The sequence below is a fragment of the Actinomadura miaoliensis genome (genome assembly GCF_039536785.1).
GTDB lineage: Bacteria > Actinomycetota > Actinomycetes > Streptosporangiales > Streptosporangiaceae > Spirillospora > Spirillospora miaoliensis.
Window position 1 is genome coordinate 115,360 of record NZ_BAAAZG010000047.1, and the last position, 20,385, is coordinate 135,744.

13 protein-coding genes are annotated in these 20,385 nt (G+C 73.1%); 9 read left to right on the top strand and 4 right to left on the bottom strand.

Annotation, left to right across the window (positions count from 1 at the left end):
• Positions 1-42: 42 nt before the first annotated feature.
• Together ABD811_RS29860 and ABD811_RS29865 are read right to left on the bottom strand one after the other, a co-directional pair.
• On the bottom strand, positions 43-1,722 hold the full coding sequence (locus ABD811_RS29860) for a glycoside hydrolase family 3 protein (RefSeq protein ID WP_344954433.1): 1,680 nt from the start codon (positions 1,720-1,722) through the stop codon (positions 43-45).
• A gap of 589 nt (positions 1,723-2,311) precedes the next feature.
• Positions 2,312-3,469, bottom strand: a complete 1,158-nt coding sequence (locus tag ABD811_RS29865; protein ID WP_344954435.1) for an N-acetylglucosamine kinase — start codon at positions 3,467-3,469, stop codon at positions 2,312-2,314.
• Positions 3,470-3,542: 73 nt separating this feature from the next.
• Between ABD811_RS29865 and ABD811_RS29870 the strand changes: the two genes are divergently transcribed.
• The gene (locus ABD811_RS29870; protein ID WP_344954437.1) at positions 3,543-4,517 is read left to right on the top strand and encodes a MurR/RpiR family transcriptional regulator; all 975 of its coding nucleotides are present in this window, start codon (positions 3,543-3,545) and stop codon (positions 4,515-4,517) included.
• Positions 4,514-5,410 carry an N-acetylmuramic acid 6-phosphate etherase gene (murQ, locus tag ABD811_RS29875; RefSeq protein ID WP_344954439.1) on the top strand — a complete coding sequence of 299 codons (897 nt, stop codon included), beginning with the start codon at positions 4,514-4,516 and terminating at the stop codon, positions 5,408-5,410. The genes ABD811_RS29870 and murQ overlap by 4 nt, the downstream gene beginning before the upstream one ends.
• 216 nt (positions 5,411-5,626) lie before the next feature.
• On the opposite strand, the gene ABD811_RS29880 is transcribed toward murQ, so the two are convergent.
• Positions 5,627-6,259 (bottom strand): LysE family translocator, encoded by a 633-nt coding sequence (locus ABD811_RS29880; RefSeq protein ID WP_344954441.1) that lies wholly within the window; start codon positions 6,257-6,259, stop codon positions 5,627-5,629.
• Between the two features lie 64 nt (positions 6,260-6,323).
• On the opposite strand from ABD811_RS29880, the gene ABD811_RS29885 reads away from it, so the two are divergent.
• The 5 genes from ABD811_RS29885 (at position 6,324) to ABD811_RS29905 (ending at position 12,356) form a co-directional block, all read left to right on the top strand.
• A complete protein-coding gene (locus ABD811_RS29885) occupies positions 6,324-6,962 on the top strand; it encodes an HAD family hydrolase (protein ID WP_344954443.1) in 639 nt (212 codons plus the stop codon).
• Positions 6,963-7,030: 68 nt separating this feature from the next.
• The gene (locus ABD811_RS29890) at positions 7,031-7,543 is read left to right on the top strand and encodes a DUF6912 family protein (RefSeq protein WP_344954445.1); all 513 of its coding nucleotides are present in this window, start codon (positions 7,031-7,033) and stop codon (positions 7,541-7,543) included.
• A 178-nt stretch (positions 7,544-7,721) separates the two neighbouring features.
• Positions 7,722-9,350: an L-glutamate gamma-semialdehyde dehydrogenase gene (gene pruA / locus ABD811_RS29895; RefSeq protein ID WP_344954447.1), complete on the top strand. Its 1,629-nt coding sequence runs from the start codon at positions 7,722-7,724 to the stop codon at positions 9,348-9,350.
• Between the two features lie 99 nt (positions 9,351-9,449).
• Positions 9,450-10,151, top strand: a complete 702-nt coding sequence (locus tag ABD811_RS29900; RefSeq protein WP_344954449.1) for an HAD family hydrolase — start codon at positions 9,450-9,452, stop codon at positions 10,149-10,151.
• A 222-nt stretch (positions 10,152-10,373) separates the two neighbouring features.
• Entirely contained in the window at positions 10,374-12,356 is a 1,983-nt protein-coding gene (locus ABD811_RS29905) for an acetoacetate--CoA ligase (RefSeq protein ID WP_344954451.1), read from the top strand.
• Between the two features lie 202 nt (positions 12,357-12,558).
• Here the strand turns inward: ABD811_RS29905 and ABD811_RS29910 are convergent, their stop codons facing one another.
• Entirely contained in the window at positions 12,559-13,233 is a 675-nt protein-coding gene (locus tag ABD811_RS29910; protein WP_344954453.1) for a C40 family peptidase, read from the bottom strand.
• Positions 13,234-13,622: 389 nt separating this feature from the next.
• On the opposite strand from ABD811_RS29910, the gene ABD811_RS29915 reads away from it, so the two are divergent.
• Entirely contained in the window at positions 13,623-15,281 is a 1,659-nt protein-coding gene (locus ABD811_RS29915; protein ID WP_344954455.1) for a serine/threonine protein kinase, read from the top strand.
• 255 nt (positions 15,282-15,536) lie between these two features.
• A complete protein-coding gene (locus tag ABD811_RS29920) occupies positions 15,537-20,375 on the top strand; it encodes an NAD-glutamate dehydrogenase (protein ID WP_344954457.1) in 4,839 nt (1,612 codons plus the stop codon).
• The last annotated feature ends 10 nt before the right edge of the window (positions 20,376-20,385 follow it).

Consider the following 20,385-nt stretch of genomic DNA (forward strand, 5'->3'; position numbering starts at 1 on the left):
CGGCGTTTCGCGTCGTCGCAGGGGTAAGGGCGCGGCCCCCGGTCAGGCGGGGCGGTAGGACAGGCCGTGGCCGACGGGCCGGCCGCCCGCCTTCACCGGAAGCTTGCCGGTCGGGTTGATCGCGCCCGTCAGCACCTTGGCGAGCGCCTGGACCGACACCGTCGCCGACGAGTAGGTCGCCAGCGTGGCGGCCGCTCCCTGGGCGGAGTCCAGGTCGTACGGGCGTCCCAGCGCGGCCACGACGACCGGCTTGGGACCCAATGCCCGCACCCTGGCGGCGGTGGCGCTTCCGGCGTCGACGGTGGTCAGCACCGAGACGTCGGCGGCCTGGGGCGACGCGGCGATACGCACGCCCTGGCGGCGCAGCGCCGTGGCCAGCGCGACGCTCCTGGGGCCGGTGACGTGGACGGTCTTGTTCTTCAGCGGCAGCAGCCCCCGGTCGTTGCGGACGAGCGTGACCGAGTGCTCGGCGACCCGCTGGGCCGTGGCCCGGTTCGCCGCCGTGCGGACCGACGCGTCCGCGCGCCCCGCGTCGGTGTCGGCGCCCTGGAACAGCCCGCGCTGCTCCTTCATCCGCAGGATCCGGGTGACGGCCTCGTCCAGCCGCTTGCGGGAGATCTGCCCGTTGCGCACGGCGGCCAGCACCGCCTCGTAGGCCACCGGCAGGCTGGGCGGCATGAGCAGCTGGTCGGCGCCGGCGTTGACCGCGCGCACGGCGGTGACGCCCGGCCCGTACCGCACCTTGGCGCCCTGCATCTGCAGCGAGTCGGTGACGATGACGCCCCGGTAGCCGAGGGAGTCGCGCAGCAGCCCGGTCAGCACCGTGCGCGACAGCGTGGCCGGGTCGCCCGACCGGTCCAGGCCCGGCACCACGATGTGCGCCGACATGATGGCGTCCGCCCCGGCCGACACCGCGGCGCGGAACGGCGGCGCGTCCAGCCGCTCCCACTGCTTGCGGGTGTGCCTGATGACGGGCAGGCCGGTGTGGCTGTCGGTGGCGGTGTCGCCGTGCCCGGGGAAGTGCTTGGCCGTGGCGGCGACGCCCGCCGACTGATAGCCGGCGACCGCCGCGCCCAGCATCCGCGACACCAGCGCGGGATCGGCGCCGAACGACCGCACGCCGATCACCGGGTTGGCCGGGTTGACGTTCACGTCGGCGACCGGCGCGAAGTTCTGGTTGATCCCGACCGCGCGCAGCTCGGACCCGGTGACCCGGGCCGCGGCCTGGGCGTCGGCCGGGCGGCCGGTCGCGCCCAGCGCCATGTTGCCGGGGAAGCGGGTGAGGAACGACGCGCGCGACACCTTGCCCTGCTCCTCGTCCACGCCGAGCAGCAGCGGGATCTTGGACGTCTCCTGCAGCGAGTTGGACAGCGCGGCGGTCGCGCGCGGCGAGCGCAGGTTGGCGGGGAAGTAGATCAGGCCGCCGACGTGGTACCGCTTGATCATCGCCTTGGCGGAGGCGGCGTTCGGGAAGGCGGGGACGAACAGCTGCCCCACCTTCTCGCGCACGCCCATCGCGGCGACGTACCCGGGGATCCAGGCGCCGGTGGCCTGGCGGGGGTTCGGGGACGCGGCGGCCCCGGGGGAGCGGCCCGCCCCGGAGGTTCTGGTGGCGCCCGGATCGTCCTTGTCTCCGGAGTCGCCGCCGCCGCAGCCGGCCAGCGACGCGCCGAGCGCCGTCGCGACCGCCGTGACGAGTGCGAGTGAACGTGAAGCACGCACTGGACCAGGCCCCCCGACGTGGTCTTTCGAATCCGCTTCGTGATCGATCCTGGCGACCGTAACCCGTGCCCGGGGCCGTGTCGACCCGCCGCCGGTCAACGATCTTTTCGGATGCCGTTGATCTCTTGCCCGTGGCGGACGGCCCGCGCCGTCCGGGCGAGGCCGCGTGCGCCCGGGGCGCGCGGCTCGTCCCCACAGGCGATACGAGGGTATGCGCGGCGGCGGTCAGGTCGGGTCCGGGCGGCCTTCGGCGCGGATCCACCCGCTTTCAGGGCAGCGTCGGGCCAGGGCATGGCCGTGGTCGCTCAGCGCGTGGCGTCGGGGGAGAGCGCTCGGCGCGGCGATCGGCCGGAAGAACCGGCGCGGCGCGCTCGTTCGGGATTCACAGGTGGCGCGTCGGGCCGGAGCGGATCGCTCAGCCGGCGGGCGCTTCGCCGGTCTCAGCGCGAAGTGGCGCAGATGACGCGGGATTGTGCGGCACTCGGGCCCTCGGGTGCTCGCGGGGCTCGTGGGCTCTCGCGGCGGTCCGAAGGGTCGCGGAAGGATTCGGGACGGGGAACGGCTGTCGGACGGACGGGCGGCCGGCGGATCAGCCGGGTTGCGGCGGCGGCAGCGGGAAGCCCAGGCGGCGCAGGGCCAGCCCGGCCGCCCCGACGGCACCGTCGCCCGCGCTGCGCGGGTCGGCCGCGAACCGGTCGCGCAGCCCGGCCCGCACGGCGTCGGCGACGGGACCGTCCCGCAGCACCGATCCGTGCATGACGACCGGCGCGCACGGGTCCGGCAGGGCCGGGCGCACCGCGTCCACGTCGCGCAGCAGCCATTCGGCGGCCTCACGGGTGATGCGCCGGGCCACCGGATCACCCGCGGCCGCCGCCGCGGCCACGACCGGGCCGAGCCGGCCGAGGGCCGCGACCGGACGGCCGTAGACCTCCTTGATGATGGCCTGGGCGAGCTGCGGGTTCGGCGCGCACTCGGCCGGCGCGCCGGTGGACTCCGCCCGGTCCGTGGGCGGCGGTTCCGCCCTGCCGGGCGGCCGCCCGAACGCGGTGTCGTCCAGCACCGCGGTGCCCGACCGGCGGCCGTGTCCCGGCGCACCGGGGGACGGCGCGCCGGCCAGGGCCAGCGTCCGCCGCCGCGGCGCCCGCCGCGGGGCGTCCGCGTTGAGCTCGGCGACCACCGCCGCCCCGAGCAGCGCCCGGGGCACCGACTCGGTCAGCAGGGTGGGGGAGCCGCGGCCGTCGAAGGCGGCCAGCGCCGCCCGTACCGCCTCCTTGCCCAGCCACACCGCCGAGCCCTCGTCGCCGACCAGCCAGCCGTAGCCGTCGGCGCGCTGTACGATCGCGCCGTCGCTGATCACCGCGGCCCCGGCGCCGGTGCCGGAGAACACCACGATGCCCTTGGGCGCGTCGGTCCCGGCGGCGAACGCCACCGCGATGTCCGTGACGACGGCGGGCGCGCCGCGCAGCCCGGCCGCCTGCCAGGCCCGCCGCGCCGCCGTGACGGCGGCGGGACGGCCCGCCGATCCGGCGCCGGCGATCCCGAAAACGCCGGCGAGGATCAGGGAACGGTCCACGGTGCCCAGCGCCTCGTGCAGGGCCGTGGTGAGCGCCCCCGCGGTGTCGCCTCCGGAGTTGGGGTTGGCCCCAGGGCCCATCCCCACTCCGGCGATTGCTCCCCCGAGCGTGAGAACGACACAGCGGGTCTTCGTGCCACCCGCGTCAATACCGATCACGTATGGACCGGCCATATGGGTCAACACATGCCGACGGTAGCCCTTTCTACCGTTGACGTGACATCTCACCAGTAAGAAAATTTCTTCCATGAGGAAACCCACCAGCCCAGAGGCGGGGGGTGCCGGAACCGCCGGCGCAACCCGTACCGACGCGGCACCACAGGAGACGCAGAAGGAGGCGACACCGCTCAGCACCGTCGTGCGGGTGCGCTCCCTGCTGCCCTCCCTGCCCCCCGCGGAGCGGCGCGTCGCGCAACGCGTGATCGACGACCCGGAGGGCGTGGCCAACTCCACCATCACCGAACTCGCCCAGACCTGTGGCACCTCTGAGACCACCGTCATCAGGTTCTGCCGGGCGATCGGGTTTCATGGTTATCCAGAGCTCCGACTGACCCTGGCGACGGAGGCGGGCCGGGCGCAGAGCGCCACCGGAGGACGGGTCATCGGCAGCGACATCAGTCCCGACGACTCCCTTGAGCAGATCGTGGAGAAGGTGACCTTCGCCGACGCCAGGGCCGTGGAGGAGACCGCGGCGCAGCTCGACATCAAGATGCTCGAGCAGGTCGTGGACGCGATCGTCGCCGCCAACCGGGTGGACGTCTACGGGGTCGGTGCCAGCGCCTTCGTCGCCAAGGACTTCCAGCAGAAGCTGCACCGCATCGGCCGTGTCTGCTACGCCTGGGCCGACGCCCACATCATGCTCACCAGCGCCGCGGTGCTGGGACCGGGCGACGTGGCGATCGGTATCTCCCACACCGGCGCGACGGTGGAGACCATCGACGCGCTGGAGGTCGCCAGGAACAGGGGGGCGACCACCGTGGCCCTGACCAACTTCCCCAAGTCCCCCATCGCCGAGGTGGCGGATCTGGTGCTCACGACGGCGGCGCGTGAGACCACGTTCCGCTCGGGGGCGACCGCCAGCCGGCTGGCGCAGCTGACCGTGGTCGACTGCGTGTTCGTCGGCGTGGCGCAGCGAACCTACGGCACCACCCGTAAGGCCCTCGAGGCCACGTACGAGGCGGTCCGCGGCCGGACCGTACGACCCGACCGGAGGCGTCGGTGATCGACTGCGATCTGCCCACCGAGGGCCGCAACCCGCGGACCCTCGACGTCGACACCCTGCCCACCCTTGAGGTGCTCAGGCTGATCAACACCGAGGACGCCACGGTCCCCGTGGTCGTGGCGGCCGTCCTGCCCGAGATCGCCCGGCTGGTGGACGTGGCGGTCGAGTCGCTGCGCGCCGGCGGCCGGGTGCACTACTTCGGCGCCGGGACGTCGGGGCGGCTGGCGGCGCTCGACGCCGCCGAGCTGCCGCCCACGTTCGGCATCTGGGGCCGGGTGGTGGCGCACCACGCCGGCGGCCCCGGGGCGCTGGCGCAGGCGGTGTCCCATGTCGAGGACGACGACGAGCAGGGCGCCCGGGACGCCGCCGAGGTGGCCGCGGGCGACGTGGCGATCGGCATCGCGGCCAGCGGCCGCACCCCGTATGTCGTGGGCGCGCTGCGCGCGGCCGCGGCCGCGGGGGCGCGCACCGCGCTGATCAGCTGCAACCCGCAGACCCCCTACGGCGACGAGGTGGAGATCCACATCGCCCTGGCCACCGGACCGGAGGTGATCAGCGGGTCCACCCGGATGAAGGCGGGCACCGCGACCAAGCTGGTGCTCAACTCCTTCTCCACCACGCTGATGGTGAGGCTGGGCCGCACCTACTCCAACCTGATGGTCAGCGTCAACGCGCTCAACGCCAAGCTGCGCGCCCGGCTGGTGCGCATCCTCATCGAGGCCACCGGCATGGACGCCCGCACCTGCGAGAAGGCGCTCGCCGAGGCGGGCGGGGACACCCGGGTGGCGCTGGTCTCGCTGCTCGGCGAGGTGCCCGCCGCGCGTGCGACGGCGCTGCTGGAGGAGTCGGACGGGGGAGTGCGCGAGGCGCTGCAACGGCTGCGGTCCGCGTGACGGCGCGACCGCGGGAACAGACGACGGAGTGACACCCGTGGTCGTGCGCTCCGGTGCCGCCGCCATGCGGCCGCATGACCGCGTCCGACGGGGACGGCCCGGGGAGCCGGAGCGGATCCGGGCCGGCGGCGGACCCGCAACGACGCGGGCCGCGCACGCCGCACCGCACGGGGCTCACCGTGGGGCGGCCGTGCGGTCAGGGCCGGGCGGCGGGGCTCATTCGGTCGCGACGCGGACGCCCAGGCCGATCAGCGTGACGCCCAGCACCCGCTCCTGGATCCGGCGGAAACGCGGCGCCATCGCGACCCGGCGCACGCGTCCCAGGCCGAGCGCCCACAGGCTGAGCCCGGCCATGCTGAAGACGACGGCGATGGCGGCCAGGCCCAGCGCGACCGGCAGCGCCCGCGCCGGGTCGGCCGGCAGGAACTGCGGCAGCGCGGCCAGGAAGAACAGGGTCGCCTTGGGATTGGTGAGGTTGGTCAGCAGCCCGGCCGCGAACGCCCAGCGTTCCCCGCGGCCGGGCCGGCCGGCCGCCTCCTCGGCGGGCTCGTGGTCCGCGGCGGACCCGCGGTGGCGGCGGGCGTCCCACAGCGCGCGCAGGCCGAGGAAGGCCAGCAGGGCCGCCCCGGCCAGCTTCACCGCCTCGAACGCGACGGCGCTGCGGGCCAGCAGCGTGGCCAGGCCGAGGGCGACGGCGGTGGCGTGCACCAGCAGGCCGAGCGCGCACCCGGCCGCGGTCAGCACGCCGGCGCGGGTGCCGCGCAGCAGGACGCTGCGGGTGACCACGGCCGTGTCCAGACCCGGGGTCAGGGTGATCAGCAGGCAGAGGCCGAGATAGGCGGTGAGCATTCCGCCATGTTCCCCCACAGACCGGGTCTTCGCCCAGACCCGGGCATCGCCTACCATCGGCGGCGTGACGACCGTCAGAGCAGTGATCACCGACTGGGGCGGCGTGCTGACCTCCCCCCTCAACGAGGCGGTCCAGGCGTGGATGGCCGCCGACCGCATCGACGCGGACCGCTACCTGTCGGTGATGCGCGAGTGGGTCCGGCAGGCCTATGACGGCGACGGCCGCAACCCCATTCACGGGCTTGAGGACGGCACGCTGGACCCGGCCGAGTTCGAGCGGCTGCTGGCCGCCGAGCTGCTGACCGTGGACGGCGGCCCGGTGCCCCACGAGGGTCTGATCTCGCGCATGTTCGCCGCGTTCGCCCCGGTGGAGGCGATGTACGAGGCGTTGCGCGGTGTCCGCGCGGCAGGCGCGCGCACGGCCCTGCTGTCCAACTCCTGGGGCAACGACTACCCGCGCGACCTGTTCGCCGAGCTGTTCGACGCGGTGGTCATCTCCTGCGAGGTGGGCATGCGCAAGCCGGACGAGCGGATCTTCCGGCACGCCGTCGACCTGCTCGGCCTCGCCCCGGCCGAGTGCGTGTTCATCGACGACATCGACCACAACGTGCGCGCGGCCGAGGCCGTCGGCATGCTCGCCATCCACCACCGCGAGGCCGCCGAGACCATCGGTGCCCTGCGCGATCTCGGCGTGCTGCGCTGAGTCCGTCCCGCTTCGGCGGCCCGGCGGCCTGACTGATCAGGGCGGATCTGGCAGACTGGCTGATCGTCATGCGCGTCTATGTGCCCGCCACCCTGTCCGGCCTCGCCCGCGTCCACGCGGCGCGGGAGATCGGCCCCGCCCCGCTGGCCGCCTACGCGGTCACCCCCGCACTGCGGGAGTGGTACGCGGGGGGTGACGAGGAGGAGCTGGAGTACGCGGCGATGACCGCCGCCGCCCGCGCGTCCCTGCGGCTGCTGGCCGACGACCCCGGCGCGCCCCGGCGCCGCGTGGTGCTGGCGGCCGAGGTGCCCGAGCAGTCGGTCGAGCGCCCGCGCGGGGACGCCGCCGTCGGGGACGAGGGCGCCCGCGCCCGCGTGCTGGTCACCGCCCCGATCGCCTGGCGCAAGATCGCCTCGGGTCATGTGGACGCCGAGGACGCGGCCGCCGACGTGGGCGCCGCCGTGGCCTCCCTGGACGCCGCCGAGGCCGGCGACGAGGACGCCCGCTTCACCGTGGACGGCGCCGAGGGCCACGAGCTGCTCTGGTACGCCACCCAGGAACTCGGCGACCTGCTGCCCTGAACCCCGCCCCGCCCTCCCGCCGACCCGCTTCCTTCGCCCCGTCGGCCGCGTCACGGACGGCCGGAACGGGTAGGTCTCGTGGCGTTGAGGGGCAGGCAGGGGCATATGACGCAAGTCTCCCCCTTTGTGCGACGATGCCTGCGTACGACGATGATGTCGGACTTTTCGGGAGCACCAGATGGACGCCGTCACCAACGTGCCGGAGCCGGTGAACGAGCCGGTCAAGCCGTACGCGCCGGGCAGCGCCGAGCGGGCCGCGCTGGAAGCCAAGATCAAGGAGCTCGGCGACGCGGAGACCGAGCTGACCATGACGATCGGGGGCGAGCGGAGGCTGGGCGGCGGCGAGCCCGTCGACGTGGTCGAGCCGCACGACCGGGAGCACGTGCTCGGCCGGATGGGCAACGCCACCGACGACGACGTGCGCGCGGCGATCGACGCCGCCCGCGAGGCCGCGCCCGCCTGGCGCGCGATGTCGTTCGACGACCGCGCCGCCATCCTGCTCAGGGCGGCCGAGCTGGCGTCCGGACCGTGGCGCGCCACGCTGAACGCCGCCACCATCCTCGGCCAGTCCAAGTCGGTGCAGCAGGCCGAGATCGACTCGGCCTGCGAGCTGATCGACTTCTGGCGGTTCAACGTCTCCTACGCCCGTCAGCTCTACACCCAGCAGCCCAACTCCTCGCCCGGCGTGTGGAACCGGATGGAGTACCGGCCGCTGGAGGGCTTCGTGGTGGCCATCACCCCGTTCAACTTCACCGCCATCGCCGGGAACCTGCCGACCGCGCCCGCCCTGATGGGCAACGTGGTGATCTGGAAGCCGTCGCCCACCCAGCAGCTGGCCGCGCACCACACCATGCGGCTGCTGGAGGAGGCCGGGCTGCCGCCGGGCGTGATCAACCTGGTGACGGGGGACGGGCAGGCGGTGTCCAACGTCGCGCTGACCCACCCCGAGCTGGCGGGGATCCACTTCACCGGCTCCACCCGCACGTTCCAGCACCTGTGGCGGACGGTCGGCGAGAACATCGCGGGCTACAAGGGCTACCCGCGCCTGGTCGGCGAGACCGGCGGTAAGGACTTCGTGGTGGCCCACCCGTCCGCCGACATCGACGTGCTCAAGACCGCGCTGATCCGCGGCGCCTTCGAGTACCAGGGGCAGAAGTGCTCGGCGGCCTCCCGCGCGTACATTCCCCGGTCGCTGTGGGAGCGCATGCGCGACGACTTCTGCGACGAGGTCGCCGCGCTCACCATGGGCAACGTGGCCGAGGACCTGTCGGCGTTCATGGGCGCGGTGATCGACGACCGGGCGTTCGCCAAGCACAAGGCCGCGATCGAACGCGCCCGCGGCATCGACACCGCGAAGATCCTCGTCGGCGGCGAGCTGGACGACTCGCGGGGCTGGTTCGTCCGCCCCACCGTGCTGGAGTCGTCCGACCCCGAGGACGAGATCTTCACCAAGGAGTACTTCGGCCCCATCCTGGGCGTGCACGTCTACGACGACGGCGACTACGACGCGATGCTGCGCCAGATGGAGGGCATCGCCGAGTACGGCCTGACCGGCGCGATCGTCGCCCGGGACCGGGCCGCCATCGCCGCCGCCACCGAGGCGCTGCGCTTCGCGGCGGGCAACTTCTACGTCAACGACAAGCCGACCGGCGCGGTGGTGGGGCAGCAGCCGTTCGGCGGCGCCCGCGCCAGCGGCACCAACGACAAGGCCGGATCGATCTTCAACCTGATCCGCTGGGTCAACACCCGGTCGATCAAGGAGACGTTCGTCCCGCCGACCGACTACCGCTACCCGCACATGGGCTGACCCCGGCGCCCCGGCGCGGCGCCCCCGGCACGGGGGCGCCGCCCGCGCCCGCCGCCCGTCCGGTTGCGCAAGCGCGCGGCAGGCCGGACGATACCCGGCATGAACCGTCTGGTCCTGTGGAACATCGACCACACGCTCGTGGACGTCGGCCGGGTCGCCCGGGAGTGCTACGCCGAGGCGTTCCAGCGGACCACCGGGCGGCCCCTGGTGCGGCTGGCGCCCACGCCGGGGCGCACCGAGTCGGAGATCATCTTCGAGACGCTGGCGTTCAACGACATCGTCACCACCGACGACCACCTGCCCGCGTTCATGGACGCGCTGGCCGCCGCGTTCGCCGCCCGCCGCGCCGGCCTGCGCGGCCACGGCCGGGTGCTGGCCGGGGCCGCCGAGGCGCTCGCCGCGCTGTCCGGCCTGCCCGGCACGGTCCAGTCGGTGCTGACCGGATCGATCGAGCCGGTGGCCCGGCTCAAGGTCACCGAGCTGGGCCTGGCCCGGCACCTGGACCTGGACGCGGGCGGCTACGAGACCGGCGTCTACAGCAAGGCCGCCACGCTGGAGCTGGTGCGGCGCCGCGCCGGGGAGGCGCGCGGCGTGACGTTCGGCGAGGCGAGCACCGTGTACGTGGCCGACTCGCCGCGCGACGTGCAGGCCGCCCACATCGCCGGCTCGCCGATCATCGCGGTCGCCACCGGCAGCGCCACCGAGGCCGAGCTGCGTTCGGCGGGCGCCGAGGTCGTCCTGCCGACGCTGGCCGACACCGACGCGGTCGTCTCCGCCGTCACCCGGCTCACCCAGGCCTGACCATGTGCGCGGGCCACATCAGTAAGCGCCTCGGGACGTGGGCCCGCCCCATGGGGGCGCGTCCGACCAGGGCGTAAGATCGACGGGCTTGCGAAGGCGGGCCGGCGGGTTCGATTCTGGGAGCGTCAGCGCGTGCGACGTGCCGCGCGCGGAAACACCAGGTGGGGGCCACCCCGACACCCCCGGCGCGGAGAATGCCGCAGAGAAGAGGAGGCCGGTGCGATGGCAGGCGACGGAGCGTCCGACGGCTTGACCCCCGAGGGGGCGCCGCTGTGGGAGCCGTCCGCGGAGGTCGTCGCCGGTGCCCGGGTGACGCGCTTCCAGCGCTGGCTGCGCGACCGCGGCGTGACCACCGGGACCTACGACGAGCTGTGGCGCTGGTCGGTCACCGAGGTCGACGCCTTCTGGTCGTCGATCTGGGAGTACTTCGACGTGGTCGGCGAGCGCGGCGACGGGCCGGTGCGGTCCGGCGGGCCCATGCCGGTGGACGGCCTGCGCTGGTTCCCCGGCGCGACCGTCAACTACGCCGCCAACGCGCTGCGCCGCGCCGAGCAGGCCCCCGACGACACCGCCGTGGTGTTCCGCTCCGAGGCGGGCGGGCACCGGCTGCTCACCTACCGCGAGCTGGCCCTGCACGTGGCCGAGGTGCGCGCCGGGCTGGCCGAGCTGGGCGTCGGCCGCGGCGACCGGGTGGCCGCCTACCTGCCCAACATCCCCGAGGCGCTGATCTGCTTCCTGGCCGCCGCCTCGCTCGGGGCGATCTGGTCGTCGTGCTCCCCGGACTTCGGGTCCTCCTCCGTGGTCGACCGGTTCGCGCAGATCGAGCCGAAGGTGCTCATCGCCGTGGACGGCTACGCCTACAACGGCAGGCGGTTCGACCGGCGCGACGTCGTCCGCGAGATCGAGGCCGCGCTGCCGTCGCTGCGCGCCACCGTGCTCGTCCCGTACCTGGACCCCGCCGCCACCACCGAGGGCCTGCGCGCGGGCGTCCACTACACCGACCTGCCCCGCACCGGCCACGACCTGGCGTTCGAGGACGTGCCGTTCGACCATCCGCTGTGGGTGGTGTACTCCTCGGGCACCACGGGGCTGCCCAAGCCGATCGTGCACGGGCACGGCGGCGTCGTCCTGGAGCACCTCAAGGCGCTGTCGTTCCACCAGGACCTCGGCCCGGACGACGTGTTCTTCTGGTACACCACCACGGGCTGGATGATGTGGAACTACCTCATCGGCGGCCTGCTGGTCGGCGCCACGGTCGTGATGTACGACGGCGCGCCCACCGATCTGTGGGGGATGGCGGCCGACAGCGGCGTCACCTACTTCGGCGTCGGCGCCCCGTACATCATGGCGTCGATGAAGGAGGGCCGCCGTCCCGGCGAGGAGCTGGACCTGTCGCGCATCCGCGGCATCGGCTCCACCGGCTCGCCGCTGCCGCCCGAGGGCTTCGCCTGGGTGTACGAGGCGGTCGGCAAGGACCTGCTGCTCGGCTCGTTCTCCGGCGGCACCGACCTGTGCACCGGCTTCGTCGGGCCGTCGCCGCTGCTGCCGCTGCGCGCCGGGGTGATCCAGTGCCGCGGCCTGGGCGCCAAGGTCGAGGCGTACGCCGACGACGGCGAGCCGGTGGTGGACGAGGTCGGCGAGCTGGTCATCACCGAGCCGATGCCGTCCATGCCGGTGTTCTTCTGGAACGACGAGGGCGGCGAGCGCTACCGCGAGTCGTACTTCGACATGTATCCGGGAGTGTGGCGGCACGGCGACTGGATCAAGATCCTCCCGGACGGCGGCTGCGTGATCTACGGCCGGTCCGACTCGACGCTCAACCGAGGCGGCGTGCGCATGGGCACCGCCGACTTCTACCGCGTGGTCGAGTCGTTCGAGGAGATCGCCGACAGCCTGGTCATCGACACCGGCCGGCTCGGTCAGGAGGGCCGGCTGATCCTCTACGTGCAGCCCGCGTCCGGCGCCGCCGTCGACGACGACCTGGTGTCCCGGCTGCGCGCCGCGCTGCGCTCGGCGCTGTCGCCGCGGCACGTCCCGGACGAGATCCACGAGGTCCCCGGCATCCCGCGCACGCTGTCGGGCAAGAAGCTGGAGGTCCCCGTCCGCAAGATCCTCCTGGGGACGCCGGTGGAGAAGGCCGCCAACCCCGACTCCCTGGCCAACCCCGACGTCCTGCGGCACTTCACCTCGGAGTCGGCGTCCTGACCCGTTCTCGCGCGGCCCGTCGCCGCGCGGGTGTGCTCGGTGTCCGCGGGTCAGTGGCCCGGACCGCGTCCGTGGCGGGGACGCGATCCGGGTGAGGTGATCGCGACGGGGACCGCCCCCGCGTCCCCGTCCGGCAGAAGCCCGTCCGCACCCGGAAACGGTGACGGGCTCGGCGGCGTGCGTGAAGCCGGGCACGGACGGCTCAGTAGAGCCGTGTGGGCACCGGCGGCAGCCGCCGCCACGCCGGGCGCACGGCGCCGACGTAGCGGGAACGGTAGTGGCCGCGCAGCCGCTCCACCGTCACGTGGCGGCCCGGTCGCGGCGAGTGAACGAACCGGCCGTCGCCCACGTACATGCCGACGTGGCTCAGCCGGTTGAAGAACACCAGGTCGCCGGGAAGCAGATCGCGGCGCTGGATCTTCGGGTCGATGCCGTGGTACTGGGACGCGGCCACCCGCGGGATCCGCACCCCCGCGCGCCGCCACGCCCGCTGGACGAGCCCGGAGCAGTCGAAGCCCCGACGGCCCGTGCCGCCCCACACGTAGGGGCGCCCCTGCTGGCGCAGCGCGTAGCTCACCGCGCGGTCGGCGCGGCTCTGCCACCTGGCCATCATCTGCGCCCGGCGCAGCCGCACCGAGCGTTGCAGGGTGGCCAGCATCCCGGCCCGTTCCCCTCGGCTGTGCATGTTGCGCACCCTGCCGAAGGTCCTGGTCCGGCGGTTCTGCGCGGTGGGCCAGCGCCAGATCGCCTGGCCCCCCTCGCTCTGGATCTTCTTGGGACGGTCCTGCTGCTTCATCGGCTGCGCGACGGCGGCGCCCGGGGCGAGAGCCAGGGCGATCGTCGTGGCGCAGCACGCGGTCCTTAACGGAAGTGACATGCCGATGTACCTCCTTACGAAGATCGTCAAGCCGCTGTCTACCCGGCACGCCGTCTTCACACTCCTGAATTCGACGAGAAAGCGGGCTGCGACCTGGAGAAATGCCAGCGTTTTCGGTTGTGTGCCATATGTGGCGGCGCCGAGCGGACTAGGGTAGGAGGCCGCCCCCGGACGCGGTGAGACCGTGGCCGGATCGCGGTGAAGTGCCGGATCCGGGTGAACTCCCCGGTGGTTTGGGGCGTCCCATTGGTCGAAGGCCGACTCATTCATTCCCTACGATTCACCCCGAGGCCCGTCCGGCGGCCGGCGCGATCACCGGCGCCCGCCGGCATCCCCGCGACGCACGCGACGGGCGGACAGCGCGACACAGAGAGAGGGCGGTTCCGCGCATGGAGGTTGGTGCCCTGCGGCCCGGCGACCCGAAGCGGCTGGGGTCCTACGACCTGCTCGGCCGGGTGGGCGAGGGCGGCCAGGGCAGTGTTTTCCTGGGCGAGTCGCCGGACGGCCGGCAGGTGGCGGTCAAGCTGCTGCACGCCGAGCTGACCTCCGACGACAAGGCCCGGGCCCGCTTCCTGCGCGAGGTGGAGGTCGCCAAGCGGGTGGCCCCGTTCTGCACCGCCCAGGTGATCGACGCCGACGCCGACGGCGACCGGCCGTACATCGTCAGCGAGTACGTGCGCGGGCCGTCGCTCAACCAGTACGTCACCCAGAAGGGCCCGCTGTCGGGCGCGGCGCTGGACCGGCTGGCGGTCAGCACCGCCACCGCCCTGGCCGCCATCCATCAGGCCGAGGTGGTGCACCGCGACTTCAAGCCGCACAACGTGCTGATCGGCCCGGACGGCCCGCGCGTGATCGACTTCGGGGTGGCCCGCGCGATCAGCGGCTCCACCACGCTGACCAGCAAGGTCATCGGCACTCCCTCGTACATGGCGCCCGAGATGCTCAAGGGCGAGGACGTCGGCACGCCCGCCGACGTGTTCTGCTGGGGCGCCACGCTGACGTTCGCGGCCACCGGCGAGCCGCCGTTCGGCCAGGACACCATCCCGGCGGTGATCAACCGCATCCTGCACGAGGAGCCGGACCTCGGGCGGCTCACCGGGCCCCTGCGCGACCTGGTCGCCGAGTGCCTGGACAAGGACCCGGCCAACCGGCCCAACGCCCGCCAGGTGCTGATGCGGCTGCTGGGGCACGAGGACCGCGGCGCGGGCACGGCCGTGCTGCCCCGCCCGTCCGAGGCGACCGAGGTGGACGACCCCTCCGTGCCCGACCGCCACGACGAGGAGACCGCCATCCTCGCGGCGGGCAGCGTCCTGGCCGCCGAACTCGGCGACGACGACACGGGCGACCCGGACACCGCCCCCGGCGACGCCCCCGCGGACGGCGCCGCCGACCGCGCCGGCGACCGCGACGCGGCGTCCGAGCGGACCCAGGCGATCGGCGCGGTCGCCGCCGCGAAGGCCGGCGACGACGAGCGGCTGCCGACCCCGGCCGAGTGGGTCGCGCAGAACACGCTGCCGCCGGACGGCGTGCCCACCCCGCCCGGCCGGCTGGCCGTGCTGCGGGACCGCCGCAGGCTGGCCGCGCTGACCGGGGCCGCCGCCGCGATCATCGCCATCGTGATCACCTCGGCGGTGCTGGCGTTCGGCGGCAACGACAAGACCGGCAAGACCGTCGGCGACCGCAACCAGGGCCCCACGCCCGCCAGCGTCATGCCCTCCGCCCCGGACGACGGCCGCCCGACCGACACGCCCACGCCCGAGGACACCTCGTCCGACGAGGAGCCGTCGTCCGCGCCCACCGGCTCGGGGACGCCGACGGGCGACATGTCCACGGAGCCGTCCGGCACGCCCTCCACGACCCCGACGACCGACGCCCCGACCAGCGAGCCCCCCGACAAGTCGACCGACAAGCCCAACCCCCCGGACACCGACGAACCCGGAACCGGCGACCCGGGCACCGGCGAGCCCGGAACGGGCGACCCGGAGACGCCCCCCGGTCCCGGCACGGGCGAGACGGGCGGCAACAGCGGCACCGGCGGCGACAGCTGATCATGCGGCCGCCCGCGGGCGGCCGCGCGGACACGCGAAGGCGTGGTGAAGGCGCGGATACAGGGCATCGAAAACGGCGGGAAGACGTGGGGAAGGCCACGGCCGTGTCCTGGACGCCCGGGTCGGCTTTGCGGCTTTTCCTGGTTACGCTGACGCAGTGAGCGGCGCCACAACGAGGTGGCGACGTTGCTCGTGGGGGGACGCCCTCCCACGCCCCCCGCCCTTCGGGGGGAGGAGTCTCGATGGGGAGAGTCGATGGGCGGCAAGCTCGATCAAGCTAAGGACGACCTGCTCCGGCGCGCGGCGGAGACCTGCGTGCAGGGCTCGGGGAGCAAGGGGATCGACCTCGACGACGCGGTCGAATACCTGCGCCTCTACTACCGCCACGTGGCGCCCGAGGACCTGCTGGACCGCGACCTGGTCGACATCTTCGGTCCCGCCATGGCGCACCGGCTGCTCGGCGAGGAGCGGCCACAGGGCCGGGCCAAGGTGCGGGTGTTCACCCCCACCGTGGACGAGTACGGCTGGGACCCAGGCCACACGGTCGTGCAGGTGGTCACCGACGACATGCCGTTCCTCGTCGACTCGGTCACGATGGAGCTCAACCGGCACCAGTTGCCCACCCACCTGATCGTCCACCCGCTGCTGGGCGTCGAGCGCGACGTGACCGGGCGCCTCAAGGCGTTCCGCCGCAAGCTCGACCAGGCCACCGACCTGGACGAGTCCTGGATCCACATCGAGGTGGACCGCACCAGCGACCGCACCGTCCTGGAACGGCTGGAGAAGGACCTGCTGCGCGTGCTGAACGACGTGCGGGTCGCCTTCGAGGACGAGCCGAAGATGCGCGCCCGGGCCGGTGAGATCGCCACCAGCATCCGCTACGACCCGCCGCCGCTGCCCGACAAGGAGCTGGACGAGGGCGTCGAACTGCTCGACTGGCTGGCCGACGGCCACTTCACCTTCCTCGGCTACCGCGACTACACCCTCACCGACGACGGCACGGCGCTGCGCCCGGAGCCCGGCACCGGCCTCGGCATCCTGCGCGCCGACACGCGGGAGTCCGACAGCTTCGCCGCGCTGCCGCCCGAGGTGCGCGAACGCGCCACCGAGAAGCGGCTGCTGGTGCTGACCAAGGCCAACTCCCGCTCCACCGTCCACCGGCCCCTGTACCTGGACTACATCGGCGTCAAGAAGTTCGGGCCGAACGGCGAGGTGGTCGGCGAACGCCGCTTCCTCGGCCTGTTCACGCACGTGGCCTACAGCGCGTCGATCGCGCACGTGCCCGTCCTGAAGCGCAAGCTCGCCGAGGTGCTCGACCGCGCCGAGTTCACCCCCGACAGCTACGACGGCCAGGACCTGATCGAGATCCTGGAGACCTATCCGCGCGACGAGCTGTTCCAGATCTCCGTCGACGACCTGCTGTCGATCGCGCTCGGCGTGCTGCGGCTGCGCGAACGCCGCCACCTGAAGCTGTTCCTGCGCAAGGACCCCTACGGCCGCTACATGTCCTGCATGGTGTACCTGCCGCGCGACCGGTACACCACCCGGGTGCGGCTGCGCATCCAGGAGATCCTCAAGAACGCCTTCAACGGCGTCTCCGTCGACTACAGCGCCAACGTCACCGAGTCGGTCCTGGCCCGGCTGCACGTGGTGGTGCGGGTCGAGCGCGGCCGCCCGCTGCCCGACGTGGACGTCGACGAGCTGGAGGCCCGGCTGGCCGCCGCCACCCGCTCGTGGGCCGACGACCTGGCCGACGCCGTCGTCGAGCAGTGCGGCGAGGAACGTTCCGGCGTGCTGGCCCGCCGCTACGGCGACGCCTTCCCCGAGGGCTACAAGGCCGACTTCCCGGCCCGCACCGCCGTGGCCGACCTGCGCCGCCTGGAGGACCTCACCGAGGACGGCCAGACCTCCATCAACCTCTACGAGCCGTACGGCGCCGAGCCCGGCGAGCGGCGCCTGAAGCTCTACCGGCAGGGCCCGCCGATCTCGCTGTCGCGGGTGCTGCCGCTGCTGCACAACATGGGCGTCGAGGTGATCGACGAACGGCCGTACGAGATCCGCCCGGCCGACCGTCCCCGCGCCTGGATCTACGACCTCGGGCTGCGCTACGACCCGCCGGAGGGCGTGCCCGAGGACGACATCAAGGACCTGTTCCAGGACGCCTTCGCCGCCCTGTGGCGCGGCGACATCGAGAACGACGGATTCAACGCGCTGGTCCTGCACGTGGGCCTGCACTGGCGGCAGGCGATGGTGATGCGCGCCTACGCCCTGTACCTGCGGCAGATCGGCACCACGTTCTCCAAGCGCTACATCGAGCAGGTGCTGCTGCGCAACGCCCAGATCACCCGGCTGCTGGTGCGGTACTGGGAGAGCCGCCTGGACCCGGCGCTGGCCGGCGGGGAGGACGAGCGCAGCGAGGCCATCCACGAGGAGCTGCGGGGCCTGCTGGACGAGGTCGCCAGCCTCGACGAGGACCGCATCCTGCGCGCCTACCTGGCGATGTTCGAGGCCACCCTGCGCACCAACCACTTCCAGCACAAGCCGTACCTGTCGATCAAGTTCGACCCCTCGCGCATCCCGGACCTGCCGCAGCCCCGCCCCACCTACGAGATCTTCGTGTACTCGCCCACGGTGGAGGGCGTGCACCTGCGGTTCGGGTCGGTGGCGCGCGGCGGGCTGCGCTGGTCGGACCGCCGTGAGGACTTCCGCACCGAGATCCTCGGGCTGGTCAAGGCGCAGGCGGTGAAGAACACCGTGATCGTCCCGGCCGGGGCCAAGGGCGGCTTCGTCGGCAAGCAGTTGCCGCCCGCCTCCGACCGCGAGGCGTTCATGAAGGCGGGCATCGCCTGCTACAAGGACTTCATCTCCGGGCTGCTGGACATCACCGACAACCTCGTCGACGGCAAGATCGTCCCGCCGCCCGACGTGATCCGCCACGACGGCGACGACCCGTACCTGGTCGTGGCCGCCGACAAGGGCACCGCCACGTTCTCCGACATCGCCAACGAGGTCGCCGCCTCCTACGGCTTCTGGCTCGGCGACGCGTTCGCCTCCGGCGGCTCGGTCGGCTACGACCACAAGGCGATGGGCATCACCGCCCGCGGCGCCTGGGAGTCGGTGAAGTACCACTTCCGCTCCCTCGGCAAGGACGTGCAGAGCGAGCCCTTCACCGTCGTGGGCATCGGCGACATGTCCGGCGACGTGTTCGGCAACGGCATGCTGCTCAGCCGGCACATCAAGCTGGTCGCCGCGTTCGACCACCGGCACGTCTTCCTCGACCCAGACCCCGACCCCGAGCGCTCGTACGCCGAACGGGAGCGGCTGTTCAAGCTGCCGCGCAGCTCGTGGGCCGACTACGACACCTCGCTGATCTCCCGCGGCGGCGGCGTGTACCCGCGCACCGCCAAGTCCATAAAGATCACCCCGGAGGTGCGCGAGGCGCTCGGCCTGGACCCGGGCGTGACCGCGCTGACCCCGTACGAGCTGATCCACGCCGTGCTGTGCGCGCCGGTGGACCTGCTGTGGAACGGCGGCATCGGCACCTACGTCAAGGCGTCGGTCGAGAACAACGCCGACGTCGGTGACAAGGCCAACGACGCGGTGCGGGCCGACGCCGCCGAGCTGCGCTGCAAGGTGATCGGCGAGGGCGGCAACCTGGGCGTCACCCAGCTCGGCCGGATCGAGTTCGCCCGCCAGGGCGGCCTGGTCAACACCGACTTCATCGACAACTCCGCCGGGGTGGACACCTCCGACCACGAGGTCAACATCAAGATCCTGCTCGACCAGGCGGTGCGCGACGGCGAGCTGACCGGCAAGCAGCGCGACCAGCTGCTGTACGAGATGACCGACGAGGTCGCCGACCTGGTGCTGCGCGACAACTACGCGCAGAACGTGGTGCTGGCCGCGTCCCGGGCACAGGCCCGGTCCATGCTGCACGTCCACACCCGGTACATGCGCAAGCTGGAGCGGGACGGCCGCCTCAAGCGGCGCCTGGAGTTCCTGCCCGACGACAAGGCGCTGGCCGAACGCCGCCAGGCCGGGCACGGCCTCACCGGCCCGGAGTTCGCCGTGCTGCTGGCCTACGCCAAGCTGTCGCTGGATGCCGAGCTGAACTCCTCCGACCTGCCCGACGACCCGTACCTGGAGTCCTGGCTGGTCGACTACTTCCCGACCCCGCTGCGCGAACGGTTCCGCCCGTACATGGACCGGCACCCGCTGCGCCGCGAGATCATCACCACCGCGGTGGTGAACGACCTGGTCAACAACTCCGGCACCACGTTCATGTTCCGGGTGAACGAGGAGACCGGGGCCTCCCCGTCCGACGTCGCCCGCGCCTACCTGGTGTCGCGCGAGGTGTTCGACATGCCGCGGTTCTGGCGGACCGTGGAGGGGCTGACCCACCAGGTCGACGAGTCCACGCAGATCAGGATGCGGCTGGAGGCGCGCAAGCTCACCGAGCGCGGCGCCCGCTGGCTGCTGCACAACCGGCGGCCTCCGTTCGACATCCGCGAGACGATCGACTTCTTCGCCGACGGCGCCCGCACCCTGGGCGCGCTGCTGCCGAAGGTGCTGGTCGGCCTGGACCTGGCGGCGTTCGAGCAGCGCCGCGACGGCTTCGCCGAACGCGGCGTGCCCGACGAGGTGGCCGAGGCGACCGCCATGATGGTGCCCGCCTTCTCCACCTTCGACCTGGTCGAGATCGCGCACGACACCGGCCGTCCCGTGGAGGAGGTCGCCGAGGTCTACTTCGACGTCGCCGACCGGCTGCAGCTCTCCCGGCTGCGCGAACGCATCATCGCGCTGCCGCGCGACGACCGGTGGCGGTCGATGGCCCGCTCCGCCCTGCGCGACGACCTGTACGCCGCGCACGCCGCGCTGACCCGCGACGTGCTGGTCACCAGCGAGCCGGGCACCCCGCCCGAGCAGCGCCTGGCGCACTGGTCCGGCAAGAACAGCATCGCGGTGCGCCGCGCCCAGCAGACCCTCTCGGAGATCTGGGAGAGCGACAACTTCGACCTGGCGACCCTGTCGGTCGCGCTGGGCGCCATCCGCACGCTGGTCACGGCCAGCGCGCTGCCCTCGACGGAGGCGTGAGCGCGGGGCG

What these genes read in the sequence shown, in the direction of transcription:
- ABD811_RS29915 (WP_344954455.1), top strand. Translation starts at nt 13,623, where the DNA reads ATGGAGGTTGGTGCCCTGCGGCCCGGCGACCCGAAGCGGCTGGGGTCC.
- ABD811_RS29920 (WP_344954457.1), top strand. Translation starts at nt 15,537, where the DNA reads ATGGGCGGCAAGCTCGATCAAGCTAAGGACGACCTGCTCCGGCGCGCG.
- pruA (WP_344954447.1), top strand. Translation starts at nt 7,722, where the DNA reads ATGGACGCCGTCACCAACGTGCCGGAGCCGGTGAACGAGCCGGTCAAG.
- ABD811_RS29865 (WP_344954435.1), bottom strand. Translation starts at nt 3,469, where the DNA reads ATGGCCGGTCCATACGTGATCGGTATTGACGCGGGTGGCACGAAGACC.
- ABD811_RS29910 (WP_344954453.1), bottom strand. Translation starts at nt 13,233, where the DNA reads ATGTCACTTCCGTTAAGGACCGCGTGCTGCGCCACGACGATCGCCCTG.
- ABD811_RS29870 (WP_344954437.1), top strand. Translation starts at nt 3,543, where the DNA reads ATGAGGAAACCCACCAGCCCAGAGGCGGGGGGTGCCGGAACCGCCGGC.
- ABD811_RS29900 (WP_344954449.1), top strand. Translation starts at nt 9,450, where the DNA reads ATGAACCGTCTGGTCCTGTGGAACATCGACCACACGCTCGTGGACGTC.
- ABD811_RS29905 (WP_344954451.1), top strand. Translation starts at nt 10,374, where the DNA reads ATGGCAGGCGACGGAGCGTCCGACGGCTTGACCCCCGAGGGGGCGCCG.
- ABD811_RS29880 (WP_344954441.1), bottom strand. Translation starts at nt 6,259, where the DNA reads ATGCTCACCGCCTATCTCGGCCTCTGCCTGCTGATCACCCTGACCCCG.
- ABD811_RS29890 (WP_344954445.1), top strand. Translation starts at nt 7,031, where the DNA reads ATGCGCGTCTATGTGCCCGCCACCCTGTCCGGCCTCGCCCGCGTCCAC.